Below are 24,354 nucleotides of genomic sequence, written 5' to 3'. Positions count from 1 at the left end.
GGGTTCATTGCGGAAGCGTCGCAAGGTCGTCTGAATCGCCGGTTACGGAGACCTTACGTGCGGGATAGCGCGGGGAGGACCGCCGGTTCCGTGACGGTGTGCGCGGCACCCCGGCGTACGCCTTCTCGTGATCACGCGCCGTTCACCGGGTGTACGCCGTCGGCACGCCCCTCCCCCCGTAGGAGGGGCGTGCCTGGTCCAGGGGCCCGGGTCGGGGCTCGGGCGGGGGCTCGGGCCGGGTGCGGCGTCAGTGGGGGCGGCGGCGCAGGAGCCAGAAGGCGGCGGCGGTGGCCAGGACCCCGACGGCGAGGATGATGCCGGTCGCCACGAGGTGCAGGGGCCAGAAGTGGGACGCCGGGTGCACCTCGGCGTACAGATCGGTGAAGCCCTTCCCGCTCATGCACCTGGTGTAGTCGATGTCGGCATCGGCGTCGAAGCAGCTCAGGTCGTCGACGCGGGCACCGGAGCCGGTGACGGCGCCCAGCTCCAGCTGGTCCGCCGTCATCGGCAGCCTGCTGGCGGCGGTGCCGCGGAGCGTCGTGGAGGGCCACAGCTCGTCGAACCGTTCGCCGAGCCAGAGGTGGAACGCGACCATGAAGCCGAGGGCCACGGTGAGCGCGGGCAGCGCCCGCCTGAGGACGATTCCCACCAGGGCGCCGACGGCCAACGCGCACAGGGCGTACGCCAGGACCGCGGGGCCGCGGTTCAGGAAGGGGTCGGTGTAGTACCACTCGTCCCCGCGCAGGTCCCGGTTCGTGGACCAGGCCCAGCGGTAGACCGGCACCAGGACGGCCATGCCGACGGTCAGCGCGGCGGCGGGCACCGCGAGCTTGACGGTGAGCCACCGGACCGGGGTGACGGACTGGGTCCAGGCCAGCTGGGCCGTGCCCCGTTCCAGCTCACGGCCGGTCAGTGAAGCCCCCGCCCAGGCGGCCACGGCGTAGGAGGAGTAGGCGATCAAGGTACCTATGGAGCTCATGGCCGAGGCGTAGTCGAAGGCGGATCCGAGGTCGATGCACCCGTTCTCCAGCTTCCGGCAGGCGGCCCGCTCCGCGCGTATCTCCGCGCCCGTGACGTACTCCAGCCAGAGCATCCACCCGACCATGAGCAGCACGTACGCGCTCCACACCAGCAGTGCCGGGCGGTGCACGCGCCACACGGTCCAGGTCAGGCCGCCGCGGGCGGCGGTGTCGGCCGGGGGTGTGGTGGTGAGGGTCTCGGTGCTCATGCGGTCCCTCCCGTACGGCGGCGCAGCAGCAGGAACGCGGCCCAGACCAGCAGGGCGGTGGCGGTGAGGACGAGGGCCGTCCCGACGAGGTGGAGGGGCCAGAAGTGGGAGGAGGGGTGGAAGTCGGCGTAGAAGCCGACGACGTCGGTCCGGCCGCAGGAGTCGTCCGTGCACGCCACGTCCGAGACGCGCTCGCCCGTGCTGGTGATGAAGCCGCGGTCGACCAACTCGCCTGTCCAGTCCCGGTCCGCGGTCCGGGACACGAGGGTCTCGGTGGGCCACAGCAGGTGACGGTTCCACTGGAGCGCGCCCGCCAGGACGCCGGTGCCCGCCAGGCCGACGGCGAGCGCGGGGAGTGTGCGGCGCAGCAGCAGGCCGGCGAGGACACCGACCGCGAGGCCCAGCAGGGCGTACGCCGTGGCGACGGTGCCGTGACCGGCGAAGGTCGCGGACTCGAACCAGTCCCGGGTCGCCAGCGCGTGCCGCAGCCGCTCCTCGCGCCACCACACCAGGCGGTTCAGCAGGGTCAGCAGGACCGTCCCGGAGACGATCATGGCGGCCGGGACCGCGAGTGTGGTGGCGAGCCAGCGGGCCGGGGCGACGGACTGGGTCCAGGCCAGCTTCGCCGTCCCGCTCTCCAGCTCGCGGCCGATCAGGGAGCCGCCCGCCCACGCGCCGATCAGGAGCGGAGCGATGGTGAGGACGCTGGAGCCCAGGGAGACAGCCGTGGCGTAGCGCGTGTAGGCCTCGCCGAGCGTGCAGTAGTCGGTCTCCACGCAACCGCTCTTCACATACGCCGTCCAGGCCGCGTCGTAGCCCGGTCCGGCGGCCCACAGCAGTCCGGCGGCGACGAGGCCCACCAGAAGGCCCCAGAACCACAGGGCGGACCGGTGGACGCTGAGCGTCGCCCGGATCATCCCTCCGGTCGGAGTCATGGCCGGGGCGGGGGCCGGGGCGCCGGAGCGGACGGTGCCGATGGTCTCGGTGGTCGTGGTCTCCGTGGTCGTGGTGCTCATACGGCCGCTCCCCTGGTCCCGGCCACGTCGGTGTCGTCCGCGTGGGCCGTGTGATCGGCGTCGGCGTCGCCCTCGTCGTCGATCGTGAGGGCCGGGGCCTCGGGCGCCCGCAGATGGGCGAGGACCAGCTCCTCCAGTGTGGGCTCGGCGGTCTGGCGGCCGGGGCCGACGGGGCCCCGCGGGCGGATCAGCGCGGTGAGCTGACGTCCCGTCGTGCGGGACTCGACCACGGTGTGCGGGGCGAGGTCGCCCACCGGGCCGGTGACCAGGGTGTGCGCGGCGAGGAGTTCGTCCAGCGGGCCCGCGAGCCGGACGCGCCCGGCGCCCAGCAGGAACAGGTGGTCGCAGGAGCCCTCCAGTTCGGCCACCACGTGCGAGGACATGACAACCGTGGTGCCGTGCTCTGCGGAGTCCGCGAGCAGCGTGCCCATCAGCTGGTGCCGGGCGAGCGGGTCGAGGTCGGCCATCGGCTCGTCCAGGAGCAGCAGTTCGGGCCGCTTGCCGAGGGCGAGGGCGAGCGCGACCCGGGTGCGCTGACCGCCGGAGAGGGAACGGATCTTCGCGTTCCGGTTCAGGTCGCCCTCGTCCACCACCCGCTCCGCGACGGCCGGGTCCCAGCGCCGGGCGTTGAGCTCGCGCCCCAGCCGCAGGGTCTCGGCGACGGTCAGCTGGGGATACAGGGGCTTGTCCTGGGCGACGTAGGCGATGCGCTCGCGGGCCGCCGCCGGGGTCGTGCCCAGCACGCTGATCGTGCCCTCGGTGGGGGCGAGCAGACCGGCCGCGTGGGCCAGGAGCGTCGACTTGCCGGCGCCGTTCGGTCCGACGAGCGCGCACACCCGCCCCCTGGGCAGCCGCAGCGTGCACTCGCGCAACGCCCAGCCCCCGGACCGCCACCCGAACTTCTTGCCGAGCGCGGCCGCCTCCATCGCGGTCCCCGTCATGCCTCGTCCCCCTGATCTCGCTTGTGCGCTGTGAAGTGTTCGTCCAGCACGGACGTGAAGAGGGCCTCCACGTCGTCCCGTTCGAGCCCGCTCTCCCGGGCCCGGACGGCCCAGCTGTCCAACTCGGCCCGCAGCGGGGAGTCGGCGGGCGTCGTGCCCAGTGACTTCCGTACGAACGTGCCGAGGCCGCGGCGGGCCTCGACCAGGCCTTCGCGCTCCAGCTCGCGGTAGGCCTTCAACACGGTGTTCGGGTTGATCGCGGTGGCCTCCACGACCTCGCGGGCGGTGGGGAGCTTGTCGCCGGGCTCCAACAGCCCCATCCGCAGGGCCTGTTTGGTCTGCTGGACGATCTGGACGTAGGTGGCGACACCGCTGCGCCGGTCGATGCGGTACTCGACCACTCGACAACCACCCTTTCACTAATTGAGTAGTGAAAGGGTGGTGCAAGAGAGGGGGCGGTGTCAACAACACCGCCCCCTGCCTGTGGAAAACTCCGCGTACGCGCGCTGTGTCAGGTTTCCGCGTACGCGCGGCCGTGTCAGGTTTCGCTGCGGTACATCAGGTCCGTCTCGTACGTCACGAAACCGAGGCGCTCGTAGACGGTGACCGCCGCCTTGTTGTCCGCGTCGACATAGAGCATCGCGGTGGGCAGGCCCTGGGCGGCGAGGTGGCGCAGGCCGATCGTGGTGAGGGCCTTGCCGAGGCCGCCACCCTGGGCGCCGGGGCGCACGCCGACGACGTAGACCTCGCCGAGCTGCTCGGTGGCGTGCGCCTTCGTCCAGTGGAAGCCGACCAGTTCCTCTCCCCTGAAGGCCAGGAAGAAGCCCGCCGGGTCGAACCAGGGCTCGGCCTTGCGGTCGTCGAGGTCGCGCTGGGTGAGGGAGCCCTGCTCGGGGTGGTGCGCGAAGGCCTCCGCGTTCGCGGCGAGCCACGCCGCGTCGTCCGCGCCGGGGACGAAGGCACGGACGGTGACGCCCTCGGGGAGCACCGGCTCGGGAGGGTCGAAATCGGCCAGGGAACGGCGCATCTGGCGGAGTTCGCGGAAGAGGGTGAGGCCGAGGACCTGGGCGAGGTGGCGGGCGGCCGAGTGACCGCCGTGCGCCCAGACGCGCAGCCGCTTGCCCGACTCGGCGAGCAGGGCGGAGCCGAGGGCGCGGCCGTGGCCGTGGCCCCGGTGGGAAGGGTGGACGACCAGCTCGGCGGCCGGGGCCTCGACGGGGTCGTTGTCCTCCAACTGGGCGTAGCCGACCAGGGTGTCGCCGACGGTGAGGAGGAGGTGGGCCACGCCTTCGCGGGGGCCGCCGCGGAGCTGGAGGCGGCCCTGCTCGGACACCGCCTGCTGGCCGTCGACCTGGGCGGCCTCCTCGAGGAGGGCGAGGACGGCTGCCTTCTGGTCGGGGGTGAGTTCCAGACGGGTTTCGATACTGCGAGCTGCTGCGCTGGCCGCTGCGCTCGGCCGGGCGGTGTCGTCGCTGGTCATGGGTTCGAGGTTAACCGGGGGGTGCGGTGGGGGAGCGCCTATGAATTCGGCTGGTTCCCCGGTCTGGCGGGTGCGGCTTGAATGTGGCTGATCGCGCCCCGCGGCGGAGCCGCAGATGTCACAGCCCCGCGTCCCTGCAAATGTCCCCCTTTGCCATCAGTCCTCCTCGATGGCAACCAGGTCGTAACCATGAACCCCCTGTCGCGCTACGCGCGTTGACCCTACGCTTCGGGCCGACGGGGCCGTTCTCACGTTTCCCTTACTTCTCTTACCTCTCACGAACCCAGGGGGGCACATGTCAGCCACACCCCAAGCGCAGCGCCGTAGAAGCCGCCGCAACCGGATCCTCGCCGCCGCGGCCGGGCTGGCGACCGTCGGGGCGCTGGCCGCCGCGCTCCCGGCGAGCGCCGGTGAGTCGAAGTCGGAGCCCGGCAAGGACAAGCCGGGCCGGTACCAGGACGTGCAGCTGCTGTCGTTCAACGACCTGCACGGCAACCTGGAGCCGCCGGCCGGTTCCTCGGGCCGGGTGACCGAGCTGCACGAGGACGGCACGACCACCACGATCAACGCCGGTGGCGTCGAGTACCTCGCCACGCACCTGCGTGACGCCCGCCGGGCCGACGACTACACGATCACGGCCGCCGCCGGTGACATGGTCGGTGCCTCCCCGCTGATCTCGGGCCTGTTCCACGACGAGCCCACCATCGAGGCGCTGAACGGGCTCGACCTCGACGTCACGAGCGTCGGCAACCACGAGTTCGACGAGGGCGCGAAGGAACTGGCCCGCCTCCAGAAGGGCGGCTGCCACCCGACCGACGGCTGCTACGTCAAGGGCAAGAAGTTCAAGGGTGCCGACTTCCCCTACCTCGCCGCGAACGTCATCGAGAAGAAGACCGGCAAGCCGCTCCTGAAGCCCTACTGGGTCTGGAAGAAGAACGGCGTCAAGATCGGCTTCATCGGCGTGACGCTGGAGGACACCCCGGGCGTCGTCTCCGCCGAGGGCGTCAAGGGCCTGAAGTTCAAGGACGAGGTCCAGACGATCAACAAGTACGCCAAGGAGCTGGAGCGCCAGGGCGTCAAGTCGGTCGTCGCGCTGATCCACGAGGGTGGTCTCCCCGCCTCCACGTCGTACAACTACGACTGCGACTCGCCCGGCGCCGGCGACGGCATCTCCGGTCCGATCGTCGACATCGCCAAGAACATCACGCCGAAGGTCGACGCCCTGGTCACGGGCCACACGCACGCCGCGTACGCCTGCACCATCAACGACCCGGCGGGCAAGCCGCGCATGGTCACCTCGGCCGCGTCCTTCGGCCGCCTCTACACCGACACGACGCTGACGTACGACCGCCGGACCGGCGACATCTCCCGTACGGCCGTGGACTCCGCGAACCACGTCGTCACCCGTGACGTCGAGAAGGCCGCCGACATGACGGCCCTCATCAGCCGGTGGAACACCCTCGCCGCGCCCATCGGCAACCGCGCCATCGGCCACATATCCGCCGATGTGCCCAACGTCGGCACCGAGTCCCCGATGGGTGACCTGATCGCCGACGCGCAGTTCTGGTACGGCAAGACTCTCGACCCCGAGGTCGACCTCGCGCTGATGAACCCGGGCGGTGTGCGCGCGCCGCTCACCTACGCGGCCAAGGGCGCCGAGGGCGACGGCGTGGTGACCTACGCCGAGGGCTTCACCGTCCAGCCGTTCTCCAACACGGTCAACCTCCAGAACTTCACCGGGGCCCAGCTCATCCAGATCCTCAAGGAGCAGGTCAGCGGGCCGAACGCCGCCGCGCCGAAGGTGCTGCTGCCGTCGTCCGGTCTGACGTACACGCTCGACCTGACGAAGTCCGGCGCGGACCGCGTGGTCACCGACACCATCAAGCTCAACGGTGCCGCGATCGACCCGGCCGCCACCTACCGGGTCGCGACCAACAGCTTCCTCGCGGGCGGCGGCGACGGCTTCCCGACGCTGGGCCAGGGCACGAACGACCTGGTCGGCGCGGACGACCTGGCGGCTCTGGAGCAGTACCTGCTCGCCAACTCCTCGGCCACCAGCCCGATCGCGCCCCCGGCGGCCAACCGGATCACGATCATCAGCTAGCCGTACCGGATCACCGAGGGTCGGATGTCCGGCCCGGGTGGTTCGTGGCTGGTCGCGCGGTTCCCCGCGCCCCTTCCGGGGTGCGGGGAACCGCTTTTTCGTGCCCCGCAGTGGGTGGTCCGGGTGCTTTCAGGTACCGGCTGAGGTGGGCGGACGCGTCCAGCATGGCGAGGCCCCGTACGGTCAGGCGGCGCCGCCAGTCGTCCAGTGCGGTGGAGAGGGCGTCCGTGCCGCCGGCCGTGCGGATCTGCCGGACCACGGTGGAGATGTGGTCCAGGGGGTGGTCCCCGCGGCGGAGGAGGTGGGCGAGTTCCGCGTCCCGGACGTCGGCCGGGTGGTAGAGGCGGTAGCCGGTGAGCGGGTCCCGCTCAGGGGTGAGGATGCCGGCGTCCTCCCAGTTGCGCAGGGTCGCCGGGGTGACGTCGAGCCGGTGGGCGAGTTCGCCGACGGTGAGGGGGGCGGGGCGGGCGGGGTGGCCGCGGAGTTCGGTGCCCGCCCTGGCCATGGGCTCCGCGCCCCCCGAAGCCGCCGTCAGATGGTCCACCGCGTCGCGTACCGCGTCGAGGGTCTCCCGGTCGCGGAGCAGCTGGGCGTGCCCACGGTCGACGATCGTCAGGGCGTCGTCGAGGGCGTCCTCGTGCACGGCCCGCATGATCCGCCCGGCGGCGGAGTGGCCGTACGCCGGGACGAGGGCGAGGAACGCGCGCAGGGCCGCCGCGTGCACCTCGGTGTAGACCCGGTAGCCGCTGCGCGTCCGCTCGGCGGCCGGGAGGAACCCGTCGCGCTCGTAGTTGCGGACGGCCTGGGTCGACAGCCCGTGCTCACGGGCCAGGTCGGACGGACGCATGGTGATCACCGCTTTGAGACTTTACGCGACGAGAAGCGACCGATGGGCTTCTCTCGATGGGCTGCATCTCTCACCGCCGCCGCCCAAGTATCAACCGTACTTTCAAGGTTACGATAGAGGCTCATGAGTCTGGACATGCGAGACCTCGTGACCCCGTCGTGCGACCTGCTGGCCCTCGGTGAGCCGACCCATCTGGAACCGGCGTTCGGGCACGCCCGCAACGAACTCTTCGCCCGTCTCGTCGAGGAGCGGGGCTTCCGTTCGATCGCGCTGGAGACCGACCGCATTCCCGCGCTCGTCCTGGACGACCACGTGCGGGACGGCACGGGCGACTTCGACGAGGCGATGCGGGAGGGCATCGCGTTCGGCCGTGGCGATCTGGCCCCCAACAGGGAGCTGATCACCTGGATGCGGGAGTACAACCGGACCCGCCCGCCAAAGGAGCGCCTCGCCTTCCACGGCTTCGACGCCGAGATGGAGAACATGAGCGCGCCCAGCCCGCGCCGCTGTCTCGAAGCCGCCCGCGCCTACCTGGCCCGTGACGAGGGCCTGGCCTCGCCCCTCGCGCTCGCCGCCGACCCCGCCGTCGACATCGCGAGCCTCGCCGGCGACGACGAACGGTGGAGCCGTACGGAGGCGGTGCTGGACGCGGCCTGCTCGATCGGCGCCACACCGGAGGCCGAGGCGCTGCGCTGCCTCGCCGACGACATGCTCACCGAGTTCCACGCCCGCGCGCCGCAGTTGATCGCGGCGACCTCACGGGCCGCGTGGTACCGGGCGAAGGCCCACCTCATGGCGGCGATCGGTCTCCTGCGCTACCACCGGCAACTGGCGCGCCCCGCCGAGGAGCACGTCCGGATCTCCCGCATGCTCGCCACGCGGGACGCGCTGATGGTCGAGAACCTGCTCGACATCCGCGCCGTCGAGGCCGACCGCGGCCCGACCCTGGTCTTCGGCCACAACCTCCACCTCCAGCGAGGCCCCAGCCATATGCGCATGCGCGACCTGGACCTCGACTGGCACGGCGCGGGCGCGATCCTGGGCCCGCTGGTGGGGGAACGGTACGTCTTCGTGGCAGCCTCTCTGGACGCTGACGACGACGGAGCCCTGCACGTCAGCGTCGCCGACTAGGGCCGGTCCTCGGGTACTTCGGCGGCCTCGCCGATCCGCTGCCCCCTGCTGACGGCGACACGCAGCACGTCCTCCAAGGACTCCACGGCCCGCGTCAGCGCGAACCGCACGGCCCGCTCCCCGGCCGCCGCGTCCGCGAGTACGGCCCTGCTGCCGGCCAACACCTCCTCGGCCGAGCCGAGTTGGGAGGTCTCCACGCTGTCGGCCAGCAGGGAGAGGGCCCCGGGGTGCGCGGTGTCCGGGGCGAGGTAGCAGGGCTTGCCGTCGGGGTCGGTCCACGGCAGCAGACGCAGCCCGTCCATCATGCGGGGACCTCCACGCTGTGCGTTCCACTGGTGTACAGCTCCTCGAGGCTCAGTACGTAGGGCCGTACGAGGTTGTCGTAGGACTCGAAGGGCCAGATGTCGTCGAGGGACCTGGTCGGGGGTGGGGGAGGGGCGGGTTCCTGCGCATCCTCCGCCTCGGGTGGCACGGGGCCGGGCGCGGCCCAGCGGAGCAGTGCCTCACAGAGCCGTACGACGAGCGAGCGCATACCGGTGCCTCAACTTTCGTCTCAGGGTTTTTTCAGGGTCGTCCTGACGAGCGGTGATTACCGTTCGTGTCTCGATCGTCACGGGTGCGCCGTACGTTGGGGAAGATGCCTGGCGTTGCCTGGAGCGCCAGACAACGGCGAGGGGTGACATGGGCGAAGTCGTTGACGAGAAGCGGGAATCAGGGCGGGCCGCGTTGGGGCGGACCCTGTTGCTCCTGCGCGAGAAGACGGGCAAGACGCTGACGCAGTTGGCGGCGGAGACGTCGTACGACAAGAGCTATCTCTATCGCCTGGAGAAGGGGGAGCGGCTCTCCAAGCGGGCGGTCATGGAGGACCTGGACACCTACTACGGCTCCGGTGACCTGCTGGTTCGGCTGTGGAGGGAGGCTCGCAAGGAGGTCATCAAGGACAAGTACAAGGCGTTCATGGAGCTGGAGGCGACGGCTCGGGTGATGTGGATGTTCCAGCTGCGGGTGCCGGGCATCTTGCAGACCGAGGAGTACGCCCGCACGGTGTTGTCAGGGTTGTCTGGAGCCCAGACAACGGCAGACAACAGGGAGGAGATCGAGGAACAGGTGGCCGCGCGTGTAGGACGGCAGGAGTTGTTGCACCGCCGGCCGGCGCCGAGCATCCGCGTGATCCTCGATGAAGGAGCTGTTCGGCGGCCCGTCGCCGACAGGAAGGTCTGGGCGGATCAGCTGTCGCATCTGGTGGAAGCCGCGGAGTTGCCGAACGTCGCGCTTCAGGTGCTCCCCTGGGAAGCCGGTGTGCACGACATCATGGACAGCCACCTCTGGCTGTTCTGGCAGAGGACTGGTGATCCCGTTGCCTACGCGGAGGGCACTGGTATCGGTGAGGTGATCGAGGATCCGGACAAGGTCCTGGCTCTCCGCCTGTCCTACGATCTTGTCCGGGACGCGGCCCTGACCCCGGTGGAGTCGACGGCATTCATCAAGCGCCTTCTGGAGGAGTGCAGATCATGAACCGGACCCTCGACCTCAGCGCCGCCGTCTGGCGAAAGTCGTCGTTCAGCGATGGAGGCGGCACGAACTGCCTCGAAGTCACCGACGACCTCCCCGGCATAGTCCCCGTCCGGGACAGCAAGGTCCCGGACAGCCCCCCGCTCCTGTTCTCCGCCGGGGCGTGGTCCGCGTTCGTCATGGGCGTCGCGGCCGGCTGAGCACCTTCGGGTGAAGGCGGTCCGCTATCGGGCCACCCGTGCCGTGGTCCGGCTATGGTGAAGCCATGGCTGAGACCACCACCATCCAGGTGTCCAAGCAGGCCCGCGACCATCTCGCCCAGGTCGCCAAGGAACGCGGCATGACCCTGGGCCAGCTGATCGAGCAGCTGGCCTCGGAACAGCCGACGGCGGAGCAGATCGCGGAGCGGGTCGCGGCCGATCGTCAGGTCGTGCGTGAGGTGATCGGCCTCGACATCAGCGACGACGAGTTCGACCGGGCTCCCGACGTGCTGGGCAACATTCAGAGGATCGCCGCCGAGAAGGCCCGCACGGCACGAGGACAGGCCGCGTGATCATCCTGGACACGGGGGCCACCCGCGCCCTTGCCGAGGGCCACAAGACCCTGAACCTCCTCGCCGGGAACATGGCACGGACCCCCGGCGATCTCCTACGGATCCCGGCCCTCTGCCTGATGCAGGCGGAGTCGGAGGACGCGGACGCGGGGCGGCGGGTGCTCGCGTTCTCCTCGGTCGTCGTCGACGACCTGGGTACGGCGGCCTCGATCACCGTCGGAGGCATGATCCGGGACGGTTACGGCGGGCCGGGCACCTGCCACGCCCTCTACTGCGCGCTGCCCCGCCCGGAGTTCACAGGCATGTCGATCCTGCTCACGGACCGCGAACAGGACTATCCCCGAGGCGTGATCACGGTCGACATCGACTCCCCCGGCATGCTCGGCTTCCACTGACCCAGGGCGCCGCCCCGGCCACCGCTCACGCACTCTCCGGGGGCGGAACCGCTGCCCCCGGCAGCCGTACCGTCGCCAGGGTGCCGCCGCCGTCCGCCCGGGTCAGGGTGATCTCGCCGCCCGCCTGCTGCACCGTGCGGGCCACGATCGACAGGCCAAGGCCGGAGCCCGGGAGGGAACGGGCCGACGGGGAGCGCCAGAAGCGGTCGAAGACGTGGGGGAGTTCGTCTTCGGGGATGCCGGGGCCGTGGTCGCGGACCGTGAGGACACCCGCGTCGAGGGAGACCTCGATCGTGCCGCCCTCGGAACTGAACTTCACCGCGTTGTCGAGGATGTTGACGATGGCGCGCTCCAGCGCGGACGGTTCGGAGCGGACGTACCAGGGGTTCAGGTCCGCCGTGATCGTCAGCTCGGGGCCGCGCAGGCGGGCCCGGCGCAGGGCCGCCTCCACCGTCTCCTGGAAGTCGACGACCTGGAGGTTCCGGCCGCCCTGGTGGCCCGCGTCCGAACGCGACAGCTCCTGCAAGTCGCCTATCAGGGAAGCCAGTTCGGTCATCTGGGCCTTCACGGAGGCGAGCAGGGCCTTGCGGTCGTCCGCCGGGATCGGGCGGCCCGTCTCCTCGCTGCGGGTGAGGAGTTCGATGTTCGTGCGGAGGGAGGTCAGGGGGGTGCGGAGTTCGTGGCCGGCGTCCGCGATCAGCTGTTGTTGCAGGTCGCGGGAGCTCGCCAGCGCGCTCGTCATCGAGTTGAAGGAGCGGGAGAGACGGGCGACCTCGTCCTCGCTCTCCTCCTCCACGGGGATGCGGATGCTCAGGTCCTCGGTGCGCGCCACGTGCTCGACCGCTTCGGTCAGCTTGTCGACGGGGCGCAGGCCCGCGCGGGCCACGGCGAGTCCGGCCGCTCCGGCGCCGACGACTCCGATGCCGGAGACGACGAGGAGCAGCAGCGCCAGCTCGTTGAGCGTGGACTGGGTGCCCTTGAGGGGGACGGCGACGACGTAGGCGGTGCCCGGCACCACGTCCTGGCCGCCGCCGGTGTCGACGACGAGCGCCGTGGCCAGTACGCGCACCGGGTTGCCCTCGCTGTCGGTGCCGTTGCGGATCGTCCCTTGCCTGATCTTGGGGTTCGCGGCCACCTCCTTGTCGCTCTCGGCGACGTTCACCACGCCCGTGGAGTTGGGGAAGACGCACCTCGTGCCGTCCGTGGTGACTACCTGGGAGTAGCCCTTGCTCTTCGGCCCCCAGAACGACTGCGACGGCGCCTGGGGGCAGGTGTTGAGGACGGAGTCCTGCACCATCTGCTCGGGCAGCGCTCGGCTGACCATGGCCTCCAGGTCGTTCTTGACCTCCTCGTACAGCTTCCCCTGCACGATGAACCAGCACGTCACCGACACCGCCGCCACCGCGAACGCCACCGCCGCCGCGACCAGCATCGACAGCCGGGCCCGGATGGGCAGGGAGCGATAGCGGCTCAGGAGCTTCTTCACTCCGCGCCGCCCTGTCGCAGGACGTACCCCACGCCCCGCACGGTGTGCACGAGCCGCGGCTCGCCGCCCGCCTCGGTCTTGCGGCGCAGATACATGACGTACACGTCGAGGGAGTTGGAGGACGGCTCGAAGTCGAAGCCCCAGACGGCCTTCAGGATCTGCTCGCGGGTGAGGACCTGGCGCGGGTGCGCCATGAACATCTCCAGAAGTGTGAACTCCGTGCGCGTCAGCTCCACCGGGCGCCCGCCCCGGGTGACCTCCCGCGTCGCCAGGTTCATCCGCAGGTCCGCGAAGGTGAGCGCCTCGTCCACCTCGGCGGTCGCGGCGACCGCCGCCGCGTACGAGCTGCGGCGCATCAACGCGCGGACCCGGGCGAACAGTTCGTCCAGCTCGAACGGCTTGACCAGGTAGTCGTCCGCGCCGGCGTCGAGGCCGGTGACGCGGTCGCCGACGGTGTCGCGGGCGGTGAGCATCAGGATCGGCGTGGTGTCGCCGGCCCCGCGGATGCGGCGGGCGGCGGTCAGCCCGTCCATGCGCGGCATCTGTACGTCGAGGATCACCAGGTCCGGCCGGTACGCGGTCGCCTTCTCCAGCGCGTCGGCGCCGTCCACGGCGACCTCGGTGTCGTAGCCCTCGAAGGCGAGGCTGCGTTTGAGTGCGTCGCGCACCGCCGGCTCGTCGTCGACGATGAGGATGCGCTGGGGTTCGGGTGCGCGGGCGCCTTCGGCGGAGCTCATGTGGTCTTCGTTCCTCGGAAGCGGTGGAGTGCATGGGGCGGGGCGCCGTGGGGGTTCTCGTGCGTTGCCTGGTGCGGGTCCGGTGGGGCTTCTCGCGCAGTTCCCCGCGCCCCTGATGGGGCGCGCGCGGTTTCGCCCTAGCCTCGCACGTCCCCTGGCCGCGCAGTAGGCCGTACCGGATCAGCCGCGAACCGTACGTCGGCGCGGGCGCGCGGCTGTGTTACGACGGACCGGGGCACGGGTGGCCGCCACCTCGGGGGCCCGCGTCACCGCCGGGTGAAGTTCGGCCGCCACCGCGAGGGCGAGGCCCAGCCCGGCCGGGTCGACGGCGGTGGCGACGGTGTGGGAGACCTGCGTGATCATGTCGAACTCCTTGGACTCAGCGGGACTGACGGGACGGAGGGGAAAAGACCTGGTCGGAGGGAAAAGACCTGGTCGGAGCGCCGGCCCTCAGTCCGACCCGCCCGCCCGCAGCGTGCTCAGGTCGGCCTTGACCGTGTTGACCGGGATGGCGAAGCCGAGGCCGACGCTGCCGGCGCTGGAGGAGGTGGCGTCCGCGGCGGAGTACATCGCGGAGTTGATGCCGATGATGTTGCCGTTCATGTCGATGAGGGCGCCGCCGGAGTTGCCGGGGTTGAGGGAGGCGTCGGTCTGGAGCGCCTTGTACGTCGTCGTCGACGAGCCCGTGTCGCCGTTGAACTGCCGGCCGCCGAACTCGAACGGCCACTGCCCGCCGCCACCGCCCTGCTGCTGGCCCTGGCTCTCGTCCGTCGAGACCGTGACGTCACGGTCGAGCGCGGAGACGATGCCGCTGGTCACGGTGCCGGTCAGGCCCTCGGGGGAGCCGATCGCCACGACCTGGTCGCCGACCTTGACGCCGGCGGAGTCGCCGAGCGTGGCGGCCTTCAGCCCGGAGGCGTCCCGGAGCTTGATGAGGGCGAGGTCCTTCTTGCTGTCGGTGCCGACGACCTCGGCGGTGTAGGACTTGCCGTTGCTGGTCGTCACCTTGATCTGGGAGGCGCCGGAGATCACGTGGTTGTTGGTGACGATCTCGCCGTCGCTGGTGATGATCACACCGGAACCGGTGGACTCGCCCGCGTTCGAGGAGGCGTTGATCTCCACGATGCTCGGGCTGACCGCCGTGGCGACGCCGGAGACCGTGCCCTTCTGGCTCGTCGGCACCACGCTGGTGCTGGTGGAGCTGGAGGCCACGGTGCCCGAGCCGGTCAGCTCCTGGATGCCGTACGCCGTACCGCCGCCGATCGCCGCCGCGACGAACGCCACGGCCGCGAGCAGCGCGATCGGCCCCCGGGTACGCCTGCGCGGAGCGGGCGCCGCCCCGGACTCCGGGGCACCCGCGGAGGAGACCGGCTCGCTGAGGAGCGCGGTGGGAGCGGCCTGAGCCGAGGCCGCCGTCGCCGGGTCGTACGCCGGCGGGGGCGGCCACTCCGGGTTCACCGGGGCGGAGGCGTGCTGCTGCTGGAGGTACGCGGGCTGCTGCTGGGTCCCGCCCTCGGCGTACCCGGAGTGCTGCTGCTGCCCCTGGTAGGGGTTCTCGTACTCGCCGCTGCGGCGGAAGCTCTCGGTCATGACTCAGAGCCTGCCGCCCGACCATGAGACCTTCCTGAGTGCTCCCTGAGAACCCCACCAGAACCTCGTTCGCCCCATGTAAAGGCCGCCCGCGAAGCCCGGAGAGGACCGGAGGGGCGGGACCATGGTCGAGGCCGGGGCGGAGCGGGTGGGCGACGGTGTGCACGCCGAACCCCTCCTGAACGTGGGCGGCGGCGAGGTCTACCGGTTCCGGCTGGTCTGCGTCGGCAGCGGCAGCGGCAGCGTGCGGGTGGTGGTCAGGCCTGCGGGCGCCGGGCAGAAGGCCACGGTCCCCTGCGACGGTGCGGTCGCCCCGTCTGAGAGGCAGCGGCACGCGTCAAGCGCGCGCTCTGAGGGGCGCGGGGAACTGCGCGACGAGCCACGACGAACCCGCGGCCGACAACGCACCCCAAGCCCCTACGGCGCCCGCGTGCGCCCCGGCGGAGCTAGCCGCAGCCGCACGACCGTCGGGCCACCAGCGTCGACGGAAACAGCTTCACGCGTTCGCGGCGGGAGCCGGCGACCCGGATGCCGTCGTCGAGGACCAGGTCCACCGCCGCCCGGGCCATGCCCGTACGGTCCGTCGCGATCGTCGTCAGGGGCGGGTCCGTGAGGGCCGCCTCCTTGACGTCGTCGAAGCCGGCGACGGCCAGCTCGGACGGGACCTCGATCCGCAGCTCGCGCGCGGCCCGCAGCACCCCGATCGCCTGGTCGTCGGTGGAGCAGAAGATCGCCGGCGGCCGGGTCGGCCCCGAGAGCAGCTCCAGCGCGACCTGGTAGGCGTCGTACCGGTTGTAGGGCGCCTGGAACAGCCGCCCCTCCGTGGAGATCCCGGCCTCGTCCATCGCCCGCCGCCAGCCCTCGACGTGGTCGGAGACGGGGTCGCCGATGAGCGGGGTCTCGGCGACGCCACCCATACAGGCGACGTAGGCGTAGCCGTGCGAGAGGAGGTGCTCCACGGCGAGCTTCGCGCCGCCGATGTCGTCGGTCACCACGGCCACGTCGTCGATCGCCTCGGGCCGCTCGTGCAGCAGCACGACCCGCGCGTCCCACGCCTCTATCTCGGCGGCGGCGTTGTCGTTGAGGGCGTGGCTGACGAGGATCAGTCCGGAGACCCGCATCCCGAGGAACGCCCGCAGATAGTGGACCTCGCGCTCGGCGACGTAGTCGGTGTTGCCGACGAGCACCATCTTTCCGCGCTCGGCGGCGGCCTGCTCCACGGCGTGGGTCATCTCACCGAAGAAGGGCTGGCGCGCGTCCGGCACGATCATGCCTATGAGGTCGGTACGCCGGGATGCCATCGCCTGGGCGACCCGGTCGGGCCGGTACGACAGTTCCTTGATCGCGGCGAGGACACGCTCGCGCGTGGCCGGTGCCACCGGCCGGGGTCCGTTGTTGATGACGTAGCTGACGACGGCGGTCGAAGTCCCCGCCAGTCTTGCCACGTCATCCCGAGTCACCTTGGCCACGCGCGGAGTCTACGCGGATGGACCGGCCCTGGGCAGGGCGTACGACGGCGCACCTGGGAGTTACCTGTGCGTACGCCGCCCGGGGTGTCCGCCACTACGCCTCGGCCGCGATCTCCACGGCGTCCAGCGACGCCGTCTCGTCCGCATCCGCCGCCTTTGAGGGGGCGGCCTTGGGCTTGGCCTCGTCGGCGGCGCGCTCCACCTTCTCCGGCGTAACGAATCGATAACCGACGTTCCGGACGGTCCCGATCAGCGACTCGTGCTCGGGGCCGAGCTTGGCGCGTAGCCGCCGTACGTGCACGTCGACCGTCCGCGTACCGCCGAAGTAGTCATAGCCCCAGACCTCCTGGAGCAGCTGGGCGCGGGTGAAGACGCGGCCCGGGTGCTGGGCGAGGTACTTGAGGAGCTCGAACTCCTTGAAGGTGAGGTCGAGCACGCGCCCCTTGAGCTTGGCGCTGTAGGTGGCCTCGTCCACGGAGAGATCGCCGTTGCGGATCTCCATCGGGGAGTCGTCGTTGACGATCTGCTGCCGGCCCATGGCCAGCCGCAGGCGCGCCTCGACCTCGGCGGGGCCCGCCGTGTCGAGGAGCACGTCGTCGATGCCCCAGTCGGCGGTGACGGCGGCGAGACCGCCCTCGGTGACGACGAGGATGAGGGGGCAGCCGGGCCCGGTGGAGCGCAGCAGCTGGCACAGACTGCGGACCTGTGGGAGGTCACGGCGCCCGTCGATGAGGATGACGTCCGCACCGGGGGTGTCGACGAGAGCCGGGCCTTCGGCCGGCGCCACGCGCACGTTGTGCAGCAGCAGACCGAGGGCCGGAAGCACCTCGGTCGACGGCTGGAGGGCGTTGGTCAGGAGCAGCAGAGAACTCATGCGTCTGGTTCCTCCTCGGTCCCTGCGAGGACGCGTGTGGCGGCGGCTCGTACAGCTGCGGTCACCTGGCGTTTTTCCGCTCGTATACAAGCTTGCCTAAAGCACGAAAGGACCCGGGGGCGACATTGCCCGAGTCCTCTGTCCAGCAGAATAGCCCACATGAGTGCTGGTCCGGCAGGCCATGTGACGCGATCTTTCGACATCCCGAACTCTGAGACGGCCCCTCGAACCGTTTCGGGACCTCCGCGAACCCCTTTGCGTAGGTTTCTGCGGACTGACGACGGGGTGAATATCGAGTCCGTATACGATCCAAAATCCGTTGTATACAACGGCCCGGACGACACCGGAACTCCACCCTCCGGCCACCTGGCCGTTGTCGTCGCGCACGGTTTCACGGGCGACGTCGATCGTCCGTACGTTCGAAGGGTGGCGGAGACGTTCGCCCGGTACGGGTCCGTCGTCACCTTCTCCTTCCGGGGCCACGGACGATCCGGCGGCCTCTCCACGGTCGGCGACCGTGAGGTGCTCGACCTCGCGGCGGCGGTCCGCTGGGCGCGTGAACTCGGCCACACGCGCGTCGCCACCGTCGGCTTCTCCATGGGCGGCTCGGTCGTCCTGCGCCACGCGGCCCGACCGGACACGGCCACGGACGCCGTCGTCGACCCGGACAGGGGCGCTTTAGTCGACCCGGGTACGGACGCCGTCGTCTCGGTCAGCGCCCCGGCCCGCTGGTACTACCGGGGCACGGCCCCCATGCGCCGGGTCCACTGGCTCATCACCCGCCCCGAGGGCCGCCTTCTCGGCCGCTACGGCCTCCGCACCCGTATCCACCACCGCGACTGGGATCCCGTCCCCCTCTCCCCGGTGGAATCCGTGCCCCTCATCGCCCCGACCCCCCTGCTGATAGTCCACGGCGACCGGGACGGCTATTTCCCGCTCGATCACCCGGAGATGCTGGCCGCGGCGGCGGGCGACGACGGGGAACTCTGGCTGGAGCGGGGGATGGGCCACGCGGAGAACGCGGCGAGCGTGGAATTGCTGGAGAGAATCGGGGAGTGGGTGGTGAAAGGGGTCGCGGGCAGGGGCGTAGCCTGACCCCGTCACGACTCATACACGAGGAACGCAGATGCCAAAGGGCACCGTCCGCTACTGGGCCGCAGCCAAGTCCGCAGCCGGCGTCGCCGAGGAGCCCTACGACGCGGCCACCCTCGCGGACGCCCTGACCGCCGCCCGTGACCGCCACCCCGGCGAACTCGACCGGGTCCTGCGGCGATGCTCGTTCCTCGTCGACGGAAACCCCGTGGGTACCCGTGCGCATGAGACGGTACGTCTGGCCGAGGGCGGCACGGTCGAGGTGCTCCCGCCGTTCGCAGGAGGGTGACCCCCACATCATGAGCAACCAGCCGTACGGGTACGAGGGCCACCAGGCGTACCCGGAACAGCAGGGACACCCGGGACAGGGCTACGACGCCCACCAGCACCCGCAGCAGCCCCAGGCGCAGGCGCAGCCGCACTGGCAGGGCTACGACGAGGGCCAGGCCGCCCACGCCCAGCACTACACCCAGCAGTGGGAGGGGCAGACCTGGGAGACCCAGATGCAGCCCCGGACCTCGCCCGCCGCCAACCTGACGGAGACGGCGTACCTGCCTCAGCAGACGGACGCCGGCCAGTACGCCCCGCAGGCCCAGCACCACCCACAGCACCAGCCCCAGCACCCGCACCAACCTCAGCATGCGCACCAGCCCCCCGCGCAGCCGCAGTTCCAGGCGCAACCGCACGCACAGCCGCAGGCCCAGCCTCCGGCGCACGCTCGGCCCCAGGCCGCTCCGGACGCCGTCGCCGCCCCTTCCGCGCCCGGCTACGGTCCGCCCACCCTCACCGGCAACACCCGGGTCACCGACGCCCAGCGGGCGCGGGCCGAGGGCCGGTCGCCGATCATCGAGCCCGGTATGCAGCCGGCGCTGATCACGGCCGTACTGGGCCTGCTGCTGGCCGGTGCCGCCGCGCTCGGGGAGTACGCCCTCGCCGTACCCCTGGTGGTCCTCCAGGCCGTGACGGCGGCGGGCTGGTTCCGGCTGAACGGCATGTGGCCGGCCCGGCAGGGCATCGTGCTGGCCTTCGCGGGCGCCCTCGCGGCGGACGCGGCCCTCTTCGTGGCCGGCCGGGAGCACGCGCCCGCCGCGATCCTCGGGACGCTCGGCGTGTGGGTGCTGCTCGGCATCGTGCTGGGGCTGCGCAGCCACGCGGACCCGGACGAGCGGATGTATGGCCTGATGGCGACGGTGGCCTCGTCGGCGCTGGCGATCGTCGCGACCGGCTATCTGGCGGCCGCGGCGGACGCGGTGACGGTCGGCGGGGTCGCGGTCGCGGTGGCCGTCCTGGCCCGCGCGCTGCCGCTGCCCACTCCGGCCTCGGTGGTCGTCGCGCTGCTGGCGGCCACCGGCGCGGGCATCGCCGCCGGTGGTGCGACCGAGCTGGGCACGTCCGGCGCGCTCCTCGGGGCCGGAGCCGGTCTCTGCGCCCTCGTCGGCCACCGGGTCGCGAGCTACGACTACCCCTCTCGCTTCGTCCACTTCACCGCGGGCGTGGCGCTGCCGCTGACGGCGGCGGCGCCGGCGGTGTATCTGCTGGGCCGCGCGTTGGTCTGACGGCGGTACGTCGTCGGGTGCGGGTGCGTGGGGGCTGATCGTGCGGTTCCCCGCGCCCCTGAAGGTGCCTTCGGCCCTTCATGAAAGGCACGGGGCGCAGCCCCTGCTTCTCAGGGGCGCGGGGAACCGCGCGAGAAGCCCCGCCCACCCGCACCCGACAACGAACCCCTGTCACAGCTGATCAACAACGCGGGCCGCCCCTCCCCGGCCCCGCGCCCGCCCGATTACCCTCGCGTAGATACCGTTCGGCCGCCGAGTGGACTACGTGGGGAACACCGAGAGATGCGCGCACTGCGAATACTTGTCATCGTCGCCGTGATCCTGGGCGGCCTCTTCGTGGTCGCCGACCGCGTGGCCGTCGGTTTCGCCGAGGACGAGGCGGCCCAGCAGCTGAAGGCGAGCGAGGGCCTGACGAGCACCCCGGACGTGTCCATCAAGGGCTTCCCGTTCCTCACCCAGGTCGCGGGCGGCGAACTGGACGACGTCGAGGTCGGCATCGAAAACTTCGAGGCGAGCACCGGCAAGCCCGACGAGAGCATCCGCATCGCCGACCTGAAGGCGAACATGCGCGGCGTCGCGTTTTCCAGCGACTACAGCTCCGCCACGGCCACCAGCGCCACCGGCACCGCGACCATCTCGTACGACGAACTCCTCAAGGCGGCCAAGTCGGAGCCCACCGACGTGGGTCTCGGCTTCACCGCCCGCGTCGTCGGCCTCTCCGACGGCGGCAAGGGCAAGATCAAGGTCAACGTCGAGATCGACCCGCCGGCCCTCGAACCGCAGACCGTCTCCGTCCTCAGCACCGTCAGCGTCAAGGGCGACAAGGTCGAGGTGCAGGCCGACTCCCTGCCCAGCCTGGGCGGCACCGACCTCGCCGAGAACGTCGTCCGTTCGATCACCGACTTCCAGCAGGCCATCGACAACCTCCCCGGCGGCATCAAGCTCGACAAGGTCGAGGCGGCGCCGGACGGTGTGGAGATCACGGTGAAGGGTTCGAACGTCAGGCTGGCGGGGTAGGACGACGGTCGGCCCCGCCCACGGCCGTACCCGCGGGCACGGCCGCACCCTCCTCGCGGCCGCATCCTCGCCGATGTCCGAAAGGCGAGACGATGCCGTCCGAACCGTAGATGTGACGACGGCTACAGGGGCTCCTCCGCCCCGTCACCCCAGCCTCGTCAGCCACCGCATCCCATATTCCGGACGATCGCGTCTCAGAATACGACATGCCGGTGACACGCCCGCCCGTCCGTCCCTACGATCGACCACCATGAAGCGACAGGCGGATCTCACGAAGCGGCGGGCAGTAGACCTGTGCCGCGTCGCCGCCATGCTCTGTCGCACTTTCTGAGCGAGCGGCGGAGTCCTGCCGCCGCGGCCCCCGATGCCTGCCCTGTTCGAGCCAGGGCCCATCCCCGCGCGCCCCGGCCGAACCGCCGGAGGCACCCGCACCCCGCCGTAACTGCCCCGGAGGAGAAAGAGCATGAGCCGCAGCGACGTCCTGGTAGACGCCGACTGGGTCGAGGCCAACCTCGACGACCCGAACATCGCCATCGTCGAGGTCGACGAGGACACCACCGCGTACGAGAAGAACCACATCAAGAACGCGATCCGGATCGACTGGACGAAGGACCTCCAGGACCCGGTCCGCCGCGACTTCGTCGACCAGGAGGGCTTCGAGAAGCTCCTGTCGGCCAAGGGCATCGGCAACGACACCCTGGTCGTCCTCTACGGCGGCAACAACAACTGGTTCGCGTCGTACGCCTACTGGTACTTCAAGCTGTACGGCCACGAGAACGTCAAGCTGCTCGACGGCGGCCGCAAGAAGTGGGAGCTGGACGCCCGCGAGCTGGTCGACGAGGTGCCGGTGCGCCCCACGACCGAGTACAAGGCCAAGCCGCAGAACACCGCGATCCGCGCCTTCCGTGACGACGTCGTCGCCGCGATCGGCTCGCAGAACCTGGTCGACGTGCGCTCGCCCGACGAGTTCTCCGGCAAGCTGCTCGCCCCGGCGCACCTGCCGCAGGAGCAGTCGCAGCGTCCGGGCCACGTGCCCAGCGCCCGCAACATCCCGTGGTCGAAGAACGCCAACGACGACGGCACCTTCAAGTCGGACGACGAGCTCAAGGAGCTCTACGCCGAGGAGCAGGTGGACCTGGCGAAGGACACCATCGCCTACTGCCGCATCGGTGAGCGCTCCGCGCTGACCTGGTTCGTCCTGCACGAGCTGCTCGGTGTCGAGAACGTCAAGAACTACGACGGCTCCTGGACCGAGTACGGCAGCCTCGTCGGCGTCCCGATCGAGCTCGGCGCCAACAAGTAAGCACCTCCAGCGGTACCCGCACACCCCCGTTCGTCCCGACCGGCCTTCCTCCGGTCAGACCCCTTATGGAGAAAGACATGTGTGGAGCGAAGGCCGGCGGCCCGGACGCCTCGACGATCAAGCCCGGTGAGACCACGATCCAGGGTCAGGTGACCCGCGACGGCGAGCCGGTGACGGGCTACGTCCGTCTGCTGGACTCGACCGGCGAGTTCACGGCGGAGGTCCCCACCTCCGCGACGGGCCAGTTCCGCTTCTACGCGGCCGAGGGCACCTGGACCGTCCGTGCGCTCGTCCCCGGCGGCACCGCCGACCGGACCGTCGTCGCCGAGAAGGGCGGCCTGGCGGAGGTCGCGATCGCCGTCTGAGACGGGTTCGTCGAACAGTCGAACAGCTGAGGGCCGCACTCCCCGGAGTGCGGCCCTCAGCCGTGCGCGGACCTACGCTGGAGGTATGTACGCCCGCCGGCGCCACCTGTACTTCGCCATGATGGGCACGTGCCTGGCCCTCTTCGTCATGGCCTGGAGCGTCGTACGCCTCTGGTCGGTCCCGGTCGCGGTCGGCATGTGTGTGGTCGCGATGGTCATCCCGCCGCTCGCCGCCGTCGTCGCCAACCGGCGCGGCCCCGACGACCGCTGGTGGGACGACCCCTCCGGCGACCCGAAGTCCGACGAGTGGTGGGACGAGCTGGACGGCAAGAAACGCCGGCCGTGATCCGGAGGGCGCGATGCCCCGGATGCCCGTCGGTGCACCAGAACCCGGCTTGCGTCAGTACACGAGGGCCTGGGTGTCGTCCGTCATGGCCTCCTGCACGAACACCTGGGCGCCGGCGATCCGTACGCCCTCGATGACGTCCTTCTCGGTGATGTCCCGGCGGGCCGCGCACTGGGTGCACAGGGTGATCCGGCCGCCCGCGAGCAGCGAGTCGATCAGATCGGGCAGTGGGGCGGCGTGCGGCAGCTCGAACTCGGCGGCGCGGCCGGGCAGCGCGAACCACGCGGACTCGCCCGTCAGCCACAGGGACACCTCGACGCCGCTGGCGACGGCCACCGCCGCCACCGTGAACGCCTGCGAGCACCGCTCAGGGGCATCGGCCCCCGCCGTCACCTTGATCACGAGCTTCTTCGCCATGCCCGCAGCGTAGTACCCCGCCGGCCGGGCGCCCGGTCTCAGCAGGGCAGTCGTGCCGCCCGCGCCCCTGAGGCGTACCTCGCGGACAGGGCCGGACCCCAGCCGCGTAAGCTGGGGTCCGGCCCTGTGTGCGTACGCACGTCTCCCGCTCAATCGAGGAGCACCTCGTGATCATCTTCTTCGAGACCCTGCTGGTCCTGGTCGCCGTCGGCGTTCTCGCCTTCACCGGCCTGGCCGTGAAGAAGCTGTACCAGGGCCAGCGCTGACCCGCGCCCGACCGACGCCCAGGACCTCCAGGACTCCCAGGAACCGCCACTCATGATCGAGATCCCGTCCGACCTCCACAAGGACCTCGTCCCCCTCGCCTTCCTGCTCGGCGACTGGGCCGGCGCGGGCGTCCATGACTTCCCCGGCTCCGAGAAGTGCAACTTCGGCCAGGAGGTCACCTTCACCCACGACGGCCGGGACTTCCTGGAGTACCACTCCCACACCTGGGTGCTGGACAAGGACGGCAACAAGGTCCGTCCGCTGGAGACCGAGTCCGGGTTCTGGCGGGTCGACGCCGACCGCAAGGTCGAGATCGTCATGACCCGGGACGACGGCGTCGTCGAGGTCTGGTACGGCGAGCTGGCCAAGCAGAAGCCGCAGATCGACCTGGTCACGGACGCGGTCGCGCGGACGGCCGCCTCGGGCCCCTACAGCGGCGGCAAGCGGCTGTACGGCTATGTGAACAGCGACCTGATGTGGGTCGGCGAGAAGGCCACCCCCGACGTCGAGCTGCGCCCCTACATGTCCGCCCACCTGAAGAAGGTCGTCACCCCCGAGGACGTCGAACGCTGGGCCAAGGCCCTCCCGGACGACATGCCGGACGACGGCATCGCGTTCTTCAAGTAGT

29 protein-coding genes are annotated in these 24,354 nt (G+C 70.9%); 14 read left to right on the top strand and 15 right to left on the bottom strand.

Going from position 1 to position 24,354, the window contains the following annotated elements; genetic code table 11:
* Window positions 1-247: 247 nt before the first annotated feature.
* The 5 genes from ACZ52C_RS38765 to mshD form a co-directional block, all read right to left on the bottom strand.
* A complete protein-coding gene (locus ACZ52C_RS38765) occupies window positions 248-1,228 on the bottom strand; it encodes an ABC transporter permease (RefSeq protein ID WP_469079242.1) in 981 nt (326 codons plus the stop codon).
* A complete protein-coding gene (locus ACZ52C_RS38760) occupies window positions 1,225-2,244 on the bottom strand; it encodes an ABC transporter permease (RefSeq protein WP_469079241.1) in 1,020 nt (339 codons plus the stop codon). The genes ACZ52C_RS38765 and ACZ52C_RS38760 overlap by 4 nt, the downstream gene beginning before the upstream one ends.
* Window positions 2,241-3,185, bottom strand: a complete 945-nt coding sequence (locus tag ACZ52C_RS38755) for an ABC transporter ATP-binding protein (RefSeq protein ID WP_469079240.1) — start codon at window positions 3,183-3,185, stop codon at window positions 2,241-2,243. The genes ACZ52C_RS38760 and ACZ52C_RS38755 overlap by 4 nt, the downstream gene beginning before the upstream one ends.
* Window positions 3,182-3,586, bottom strand: a complete 405-nt coding sequence (locus tag ACZ52C_RS38750) for a GntR family transcriptional regulator (RefSeq protein WP_469079239.1) — start codon at window positions 3,584-3,586, stop codon at window positions 3,182-3,184. The genes ACZ52C_RS38755 and ACZ52C_RS38750 overlap by 4 nt, the downstream gene beginning before the upstream one ends.
* Before the next feature lie 137 nt (window positions 3,587-3,723).
* A complete protein-coding gene (gene mshD, locus ACZ52C_RS38745) occupies window positions 3,724-4,665 on the bottom strand; it encodes a mycothiol synthase (protein ID WP_469079238.1) in 942 nt (313 codons plus the stop codon).
* A gap of 295 nt (window positions 4,666-4,960) precedes the next feature.
* On the opposite strand from mshD, the gene ACZ52C_RS38740 reads away from it, so the two are divergent.
* The gene (locus tag ACZ52C_RS38740; RefSeq protein WP_469079237.1) at window positions 4,961-6,769 is read left to right on the top strand and encodes a bifunctional metallophosphatase/5'-nucleotidase; all 1,809 of its coding nucleotides are present in this window, start codon (window positions 4,961-4,963) and stop codon (window positions 6,767-6,769) included.
* Window positions 6,770-6,779: 10 nt separating this feature from the next.
* Here the strand turns inward: ACZ52C_RS38740 and ACZ52C_RS38735 are convergent, their stop codons facing one another.
* Window positions 6,780-7,616, bottom strand: a complete 837-nt coding sequence (locus ACZ52C_RS38735) for a TioE family transcriptional regulator (protein ID WP_469079236.1) — start codon at window positions 7,614-7,616, stop codon at window positions 6,780-6,782.
* A gap of 123 nt (window positions 7,617-7,739) precedes the next feature.
* Here ACZ52C_RS38735 and ACZ52C_RS38730 point away from each other — a divergent pair, with 123 nt between their 5' ends.
* Complete coding sequence (locus ACZ52C_RS38730; RefSeq protein ID WP_469079235.1) at window positions 7,740-8,747, top strand: erythromycin esterase family protein; 1,008 nt, start codon at window positions 7,740-7,742, stop codon at window positions 8,745-8,747.
* On the opposite strand, the gene ACZ52C_RS38725 is transcribed toward ACZ52C_RS38730, so the two are convergent.
* Window positions 8,744-9,052 carry a hypothetical protein gene (locus ACZ52C_RS38725; protein WP_469079234.1) on the bottom strand — a complete coding sequence of 103 codons (309 nt, stop codon included), beginning with the start codon at window positions 9,050-9,052 and terminating at the stop codon, window positions 8,744-8,746. The two genes, ACZ52C_RS38730 and ACZ52C_RS38725, sit on opposite strands and share 4 nt — an antisense overlap.
* Complete coding sequence (locus ACZ52C_RS38720) at window positions 9,049-9,279, bottom strand: hypothetical protein (protein WP_469079233.1); 231 nt, start codon at window positions 9,277-9,279, stop codon at window positions 9,049-9,051. Before ACZ52C_RS38720 ends, ACZ52C_RS38725 begins: the two co-directional genes overlap by 4 nt.
* A gap of 149 nt (window positions 9,280-9,428) precedes the next feature.
* Between ACZ52C_RS38720 and ACZ52C_RS38715 the strand changes: the two genes are divergently transcribed.
* The 4 genes from ACZ52C_RS38715 to ACZ52C_RS38700 all read left to right on the top strand — a co-directional run bounded on the left by ACZ52C_RS38715 (window position 9,429) and on the right by ACZ52C_RS38700 (window position 11,207).
* Window positions 9,429-10,262, top strand: coding sequence for a helix-turn-helix domain-containing protein (locus ACZ52C_RS38715; protein ID WP_469079232.1), 834 nt, complete (start codon window positions 9,429-9,431; stop codon window positions 10,260-10,262).
* Window positions 10,259-10,459: a DUF397 domain-containing protein gene (locus tag ACZ52C_RS38710; RefSeq protein WP_469079231.1), complete on the top strand. Its 201-nt coding sequence runs from the start codon at window positions 10,259-10,261 to the stop codon at window positions 10,457-10,459. The genes ACZ52C_RS38715 and ACZ52C_RS38710 overlap by 4 nt, the downstream gene beginning before the upstream one ends.
* Window positions 10,460-10,524: 65 nt before the next feature.
* Window positions 10,525-10,812, top strand: a complete 288-nt coding sequence (locus ACZ52C_RS38705) for a hypothetical protein (RefSeq protein WP_469079230.1) — start codon at window positions 10,525-10,527, stop codon at window positions 10,810-10,812.
* Window positions 10,809-11,207, top strand: coding sequence for a PIN domain-containing protein (locus tag ACZ52C_RS38700; protein WP_469079229.1), 399 nt, complete (start codon window positions 10,809-10,811; stop codon window positions 11,205-11,207). Before ACZ52C_RS38705 ends, ACZ52C_RS38700 begins: the two co-directional genes overlap by 4 nt.
* Before the next feature lie 25 nt (window positions 11,208-11,232).
* On the opposite strand, the gene ACZ52C_RS38695 is transcribed toward ACZ52C_RS38700, so the two are convergent.
* From ACZ52C_RS38695 to ACZ52C_RS38670, 6 genes are all read right to left on the bottom strand, one after another.
* Window positions 11,233-12,693 carry a HAMP domain-containing sensor histidine kinase gene (locus ACZ52C_RS38695; protein WP_469079228.1) on the bottom strand — a complete coding sequence of 487 codons (1,461 nt, stop codon included), beginning with the start codon at window positions 12,691-12,693 and terminating at the stop codon, window positions 11,233-11,235.
* Window positions 12,690-13,430 (bottom strand): response regulator transcription factor, encoded by a 741-nt coding sequence (locus tag ACZ52C_RS38690; RefSeq protein ID WP_319238424.1) that lies wholly within the window; start codon window positions 13,428-13,430, stop codon window positions 12,690-12,692. Before ACZ52C_RS38690 ends, ACZ52C_RS38695 begins: the two co-directional genes overlap by 4 nt.
* A 180-nt stretch (window positions 13,431-13,610) precedes the next feature.
* Window positions 13,611-13,793, bottom strand: a complete 183-nt coding sequence (locus ACZ52C_RS38685; RefSeq protein WP_469079227.1) for a hypothetical protein — start codon at window positions 13,791-13,793, stop codon at window positions 13,611-13,613.
* An 87-nt stretch (window positions 13,794-13,880) separates the two neighbouring features.
* Window positions 13,881-15,020 (bottom strand): S1C family serine protease, encoded by a 1,140-nt coding sequence (locus ACZ52C_RS38680; RefSeq protein ID WP_469079226.1) that lies wholly within the window; start codon window positions 15,018-15,020, stop codon window positions 13,881-13,883.
* Window positions 15,021-15,466: 446 nt separating this feature from the next.
* Window positions 15,467-16,489, bottom strand: a complete 1,023-nt coding sequence (locus ACZ52C_RS38675; RefSeq protein WP_469079225.1) for a LacI family DNA-binding transcriptional regulator — start codon at window positions 16,487-16,489, stop codon at window positions 15,467-15,469.
* 94 nt (window positions 16,490-16,583) lie between these two features.
* Window positions 16,584-17,363, bottom strand: a complete 780-nt coding sequence (locus ACZ52C_RS38670; RefSeq protein ID WP_469079224.1) for a winged helix-turn-helix transcriptional regulator — start codon at window positions 17,361-17,363, stop codon at window positions 16,584-16,586.
* A gap of 159 nt (window positions 17,364-17,522) precedes the next feature.
* On the opposite strand from ACZ52C_RS38670, the gene ACZ52C_RS38665 reads away from it, so the two are divergent.
* The 7 genes from ACZ52C_RS38665 to ACZ52C_RS38635 all read left to right on the top strand — a co-directional run bounded on the left by ACZ52C_RS38665 (window position 17,523) and on the right by ACZ52C_RS38635 (window position 23,042).
* Complete coding sequence (locus tag ACZ52C_RS38665) at window positions 17,523-18,458, top strand: alpha/beta hydrolase (protein ID WP_469079223.1); 936 nt, start codon at window positions 17,523-17,525, stop codon at window positions 18,456-18,458.
* 31 nt (window positions 18,459-18,489) lie between these two features.
* Window positions 18,490-18,744 (top strand): MoaD/ThiS family protein, encoded by a 255-nt coding sequence (locus tag ACZ52C_RS38660; protein ID WP_045555936.1) that lies wholly within the window; start codon window positions 18,490-18,492, stop codon window positions 18,742-18,744.
* A gap of 10 nt (window positions 18,745-18,754) precedes the next feature.
* The gene (locus ACZ52C_RS38655; RefSeq protein WP_469079222.1) at window positions 18,755-20,011 is read left to right on the top strand and encodes a hypothetical protein; all 1,257 of its coding nucleotides are present in this window, start codon (window positions 18,755-18,757) and stop codon (window positions 20,009-20,011) included.
* 282 nt (window positions 20,012-20,293) lie between these two features.
* A complete protein-coding gene (locus ACZ52C_RS38650; protein ID WP_469079221.1) occupies window positions 20,294-21,028 on the top strand; it encodes an LmeA family phospholipid-binding protein in 735 nt (244 codons plus the stop codon).
* A 463-nt stretch (window positions 21,029-21,491) separates the two neighbouring features.
* On the top strand, window positions 21,492-22,331 hold the full coding sequence (locus ACZ52C_RS38645; RefSeq protein WP_469079220.1) for a sulfurtransferase: 840 nt from the start codon (window positions 21,492-21,494) through the stop codon (window positions 22,329-22,331).
* 77 nt (window positions 22,332-22,408) lie between these two features.
* On the top strand, window positions 22,409-22,696 hold the full coding sequence (locus ACZ52C_RS38640; RefSeq protein WP_019755963.1) for a DUF1416 domain-containing protein: 288 nt from the start codon (window positions 22,409-22,411) through the stop codon (window positions 22,694-22,696).
* An 85-nt stretch (window positions 22,697-22,781) separates the two neighbouring features.
* A complete protein-coding gene (locus ACZ52C_RS38635; protein ID WP_469079219.1) occupies window positions 22,782-23,042 on the top strand; it encodes a DUF3099 domain-containing protein in 261 nt (86 codons plus the stop codon).
* A gap of 54 nt (window positions 23,043-23,096) precedes the next feature.
* Here the strand turns inward: ACZ52C_RS38635 and ACZ52C_RS38630 are convergent, their stop codons facing one another.
* On the bottom strand, window positions 23,097-23,459 hold the full coding sequence (locus ACZ52C_RS38630; protein ID WP_033526014.1) for a DsrE family protein: 363 nt from the start codon (window positions 23,457-23,459) through the stop codon (window positions 23,097-23,099).
* A 318-nt stretch (window positions 23,460-23,777) separates the two neighbouring features.
* Between ACZ52C_RS38630 and ACZ52C_RS38625 the strand changes: the two genes are divergently transcribed.
* Window positions 23,778-24,353, top strand: coding sequence for a heme-binding beta-barrel domain-containing protein (locus tag ACZ52C_RS38625; protein WP_469079218.1), 576 nt, complete (start codon window positions 23,778-23,780; stop codon window positions 24,351-24,353).
* Window position 24,354 lies beyond the last annotated feature (1 nt).

It is taken from the genome of Streptomyces sp. NPDC034049, from assembly GCF_055575575.1.
Note: the sequence above shows the minus strand (reverse complement) of the source record. Positions and strands in the feature narration are given on the sequence as shown.

Excerpts from the sequence above, each read along its gene's own strand:
- ACZ52C_RS38625 (WP_469079218.1), top strand. The coding sequence starts at position 23,778 with ATGATCGAGATCCCGTCCGACCTCCACAAGGACCTCGTCCCCCTCGCC.
- ACZ52C_RS38670 (WP_469079224.1), bottom strand. The coding sequence starts at position 17,363 with ATGAGTTCTCTGCTGCTCCTGACCAACGCCCTCCAGCCGTCGACCGAG.
- ACZ52C_RS38710 (WP_469079231.1), top strand. The coding sequence starts at position 10,259 with ATGAACCGGACCCTCGACCTCAGCGCCGCCGTCTGGCGAAAGTCGTCG.
- ACZ52C_RS38645 (WP_469079220.1), top strand. The coding sequence starts at position 21,492 with ATGAGCCGCAGCGACGTCCTGGTAGACGCCGACTGGGTCGAGGCCAAC.
- ACZ52C_RS38765 (WP_469079242.1), bottom strand. The coding sequence starts at position 1,228 with ATGAGCACCGAGACCCTCACCACCACACCCCCGGCCGACACCGCCGCC.
- ACZ52C_RS38655 (WP_469079222.1), top strand. The coding sequence starts at position 18,755 with ATGAGCAACCAGCCGTACGGGTACGAGGGCCACCAGGCGTACCCGGAA.
- ACZ52C_RS38640 (WP_019755963.1), top strand. The coding sequence starts at position 22,409 with ATGTGTGGAGCGAAGGCCGGCGGCCCGGACGCCTCGACGATCAAGCCC.
- ACZ52C_RS38735 (WP_469079236.1), bottom strand. The coding sequence starts at position 7,616 with ATGCGTCCGTCCGACCTGGCCCGTGAGCACGGGCTGTCGACCCAGGCC.
- ACZ52C_RS38660 (WP_045555936.1), top strand. The coding sequence starts at position 18,490 with ATGCCAAAGGGCACCGTCCGCTACTGGGCCGCAGCCAAGTCCGCAGCC.
- ACZ52C_RS38630 (WP_033526014.1), bottom strand. The coding sequence starts at position 23,459 with ATGGCGAAGAAGCTCGTGATCAAGGTGACGGCGGGGGCCGATGCCCCT.
- ACZ52C_RS38760 (WP_469079241.1), bottom strand. The coding sequence starts at position 2,244 with ATGAGCACCACGACCACGGAGACCACGACCACCGAGACCATCGGCACC.
- ACZ52C_RS38740 (WP_469079237.1), top strand. The coding sequence starts at position 4,961 with ATGTCAGCCACACCCCAAGCGCAGCGCCGTAGAAGCCGCCGCAACCGG.
- ACZ52C_RS38725 (WP_469079234.1), bottom strand. The coding sequence starts at position 9,052 with ATGATGGACGGGCTGCGTCTGCTGCCGTGGACCGACCCCGACGGCAAG.
- ACZ52C_RS38730 (WP_469079235.1), top strand. The coding sequence starts at position 7,740 with ATGAGTCTGGACATGCGAGACCTCGTGACCCCGTCGTGCGACCTGCTG.
- ACZ52C_RS38635 (WP_469079219.1), top strand. The coding sequence starts at position 22,782 with ATGTACGCCCGCCGGCGCCACCTGTACTTCGCCATGATGGGCACGTGC.
- mshD (WP_469079238.1), bottom strand. The coding sequence starts at position 4,665 with ATGACCAGCGACGACACCGCCCGGCCGAGCGCAGCGGCCAGCGCAGCA.
- ACZ52C_RS38715 (WP_469079232.1), top strand. The coding sequence starts at position 9,429 with ATGGGCGAAGTCGTTGACGAGAAGCGGGAATCAGGGCGGGCCGCGTTG.
- ACZ52C_RS38720 (WP_469079233.1), bottom strand. The coding sequence starts at position 9,279 with ATGCGCTCGCTCGTCGTACGGCTCTGTGAGGCACTGCTCCGCTGGGCC.
- ACZ52C_RS38755 (WP_469079240.1), bottom strand. The coding sequence starts at position 3,185 with ATGACGGGGACCGCGATGGAGGCGGCCGCGCTCGGCAAGAAGTTCGGG.
- ACZ52C_RS38680 (WP_469079226.1), bottom strand. The coding sequence starts at position 15,020 with ATGACCGAGAGCTTCCGCCGCAGCGGCGAGTACGAGAACCCCTACCAG.
- ACZ52C_RS38705 (WP_469079230.1), top strand. The coding sequence starts at position 10,525 with ATGGCTGAGACCACCACCATCCAGGTGTCCAAGCAGGCCCGCGACCAT.
- ACZ52C_RS38685 (WP_469079227.1), bottom strand. The coding sequence starts at position 13,793 with ATGATCACGCAGGTCTCCCACACCGTCGCCACCGCCGTCGACCCGGCC.
- ACZ52C_RS38650 (WP_469079221.1), top strand. The coding sequence starts at position 20,294 with ATGCGCGCACTGCGAATACTTGTCATCGTCGCCGTGATCCTGGGCGGC.
- ACZ52C_RS38690 (WP_319238424.1), bottom strand. The coding sequence starts at position 13,430 with ATGAGCTCCGCCGAAGGCGCCCGCGCACCCGAACCCCAGCGCATCCTC.
- ACZ52C_RS38665 (WP_469079223.1), top strand. The coding sequence starts at position 17,523 with ATGAGTGCTGGTCCGGCAGGCCATGTGACGCGATCTTTCGACATCCCG.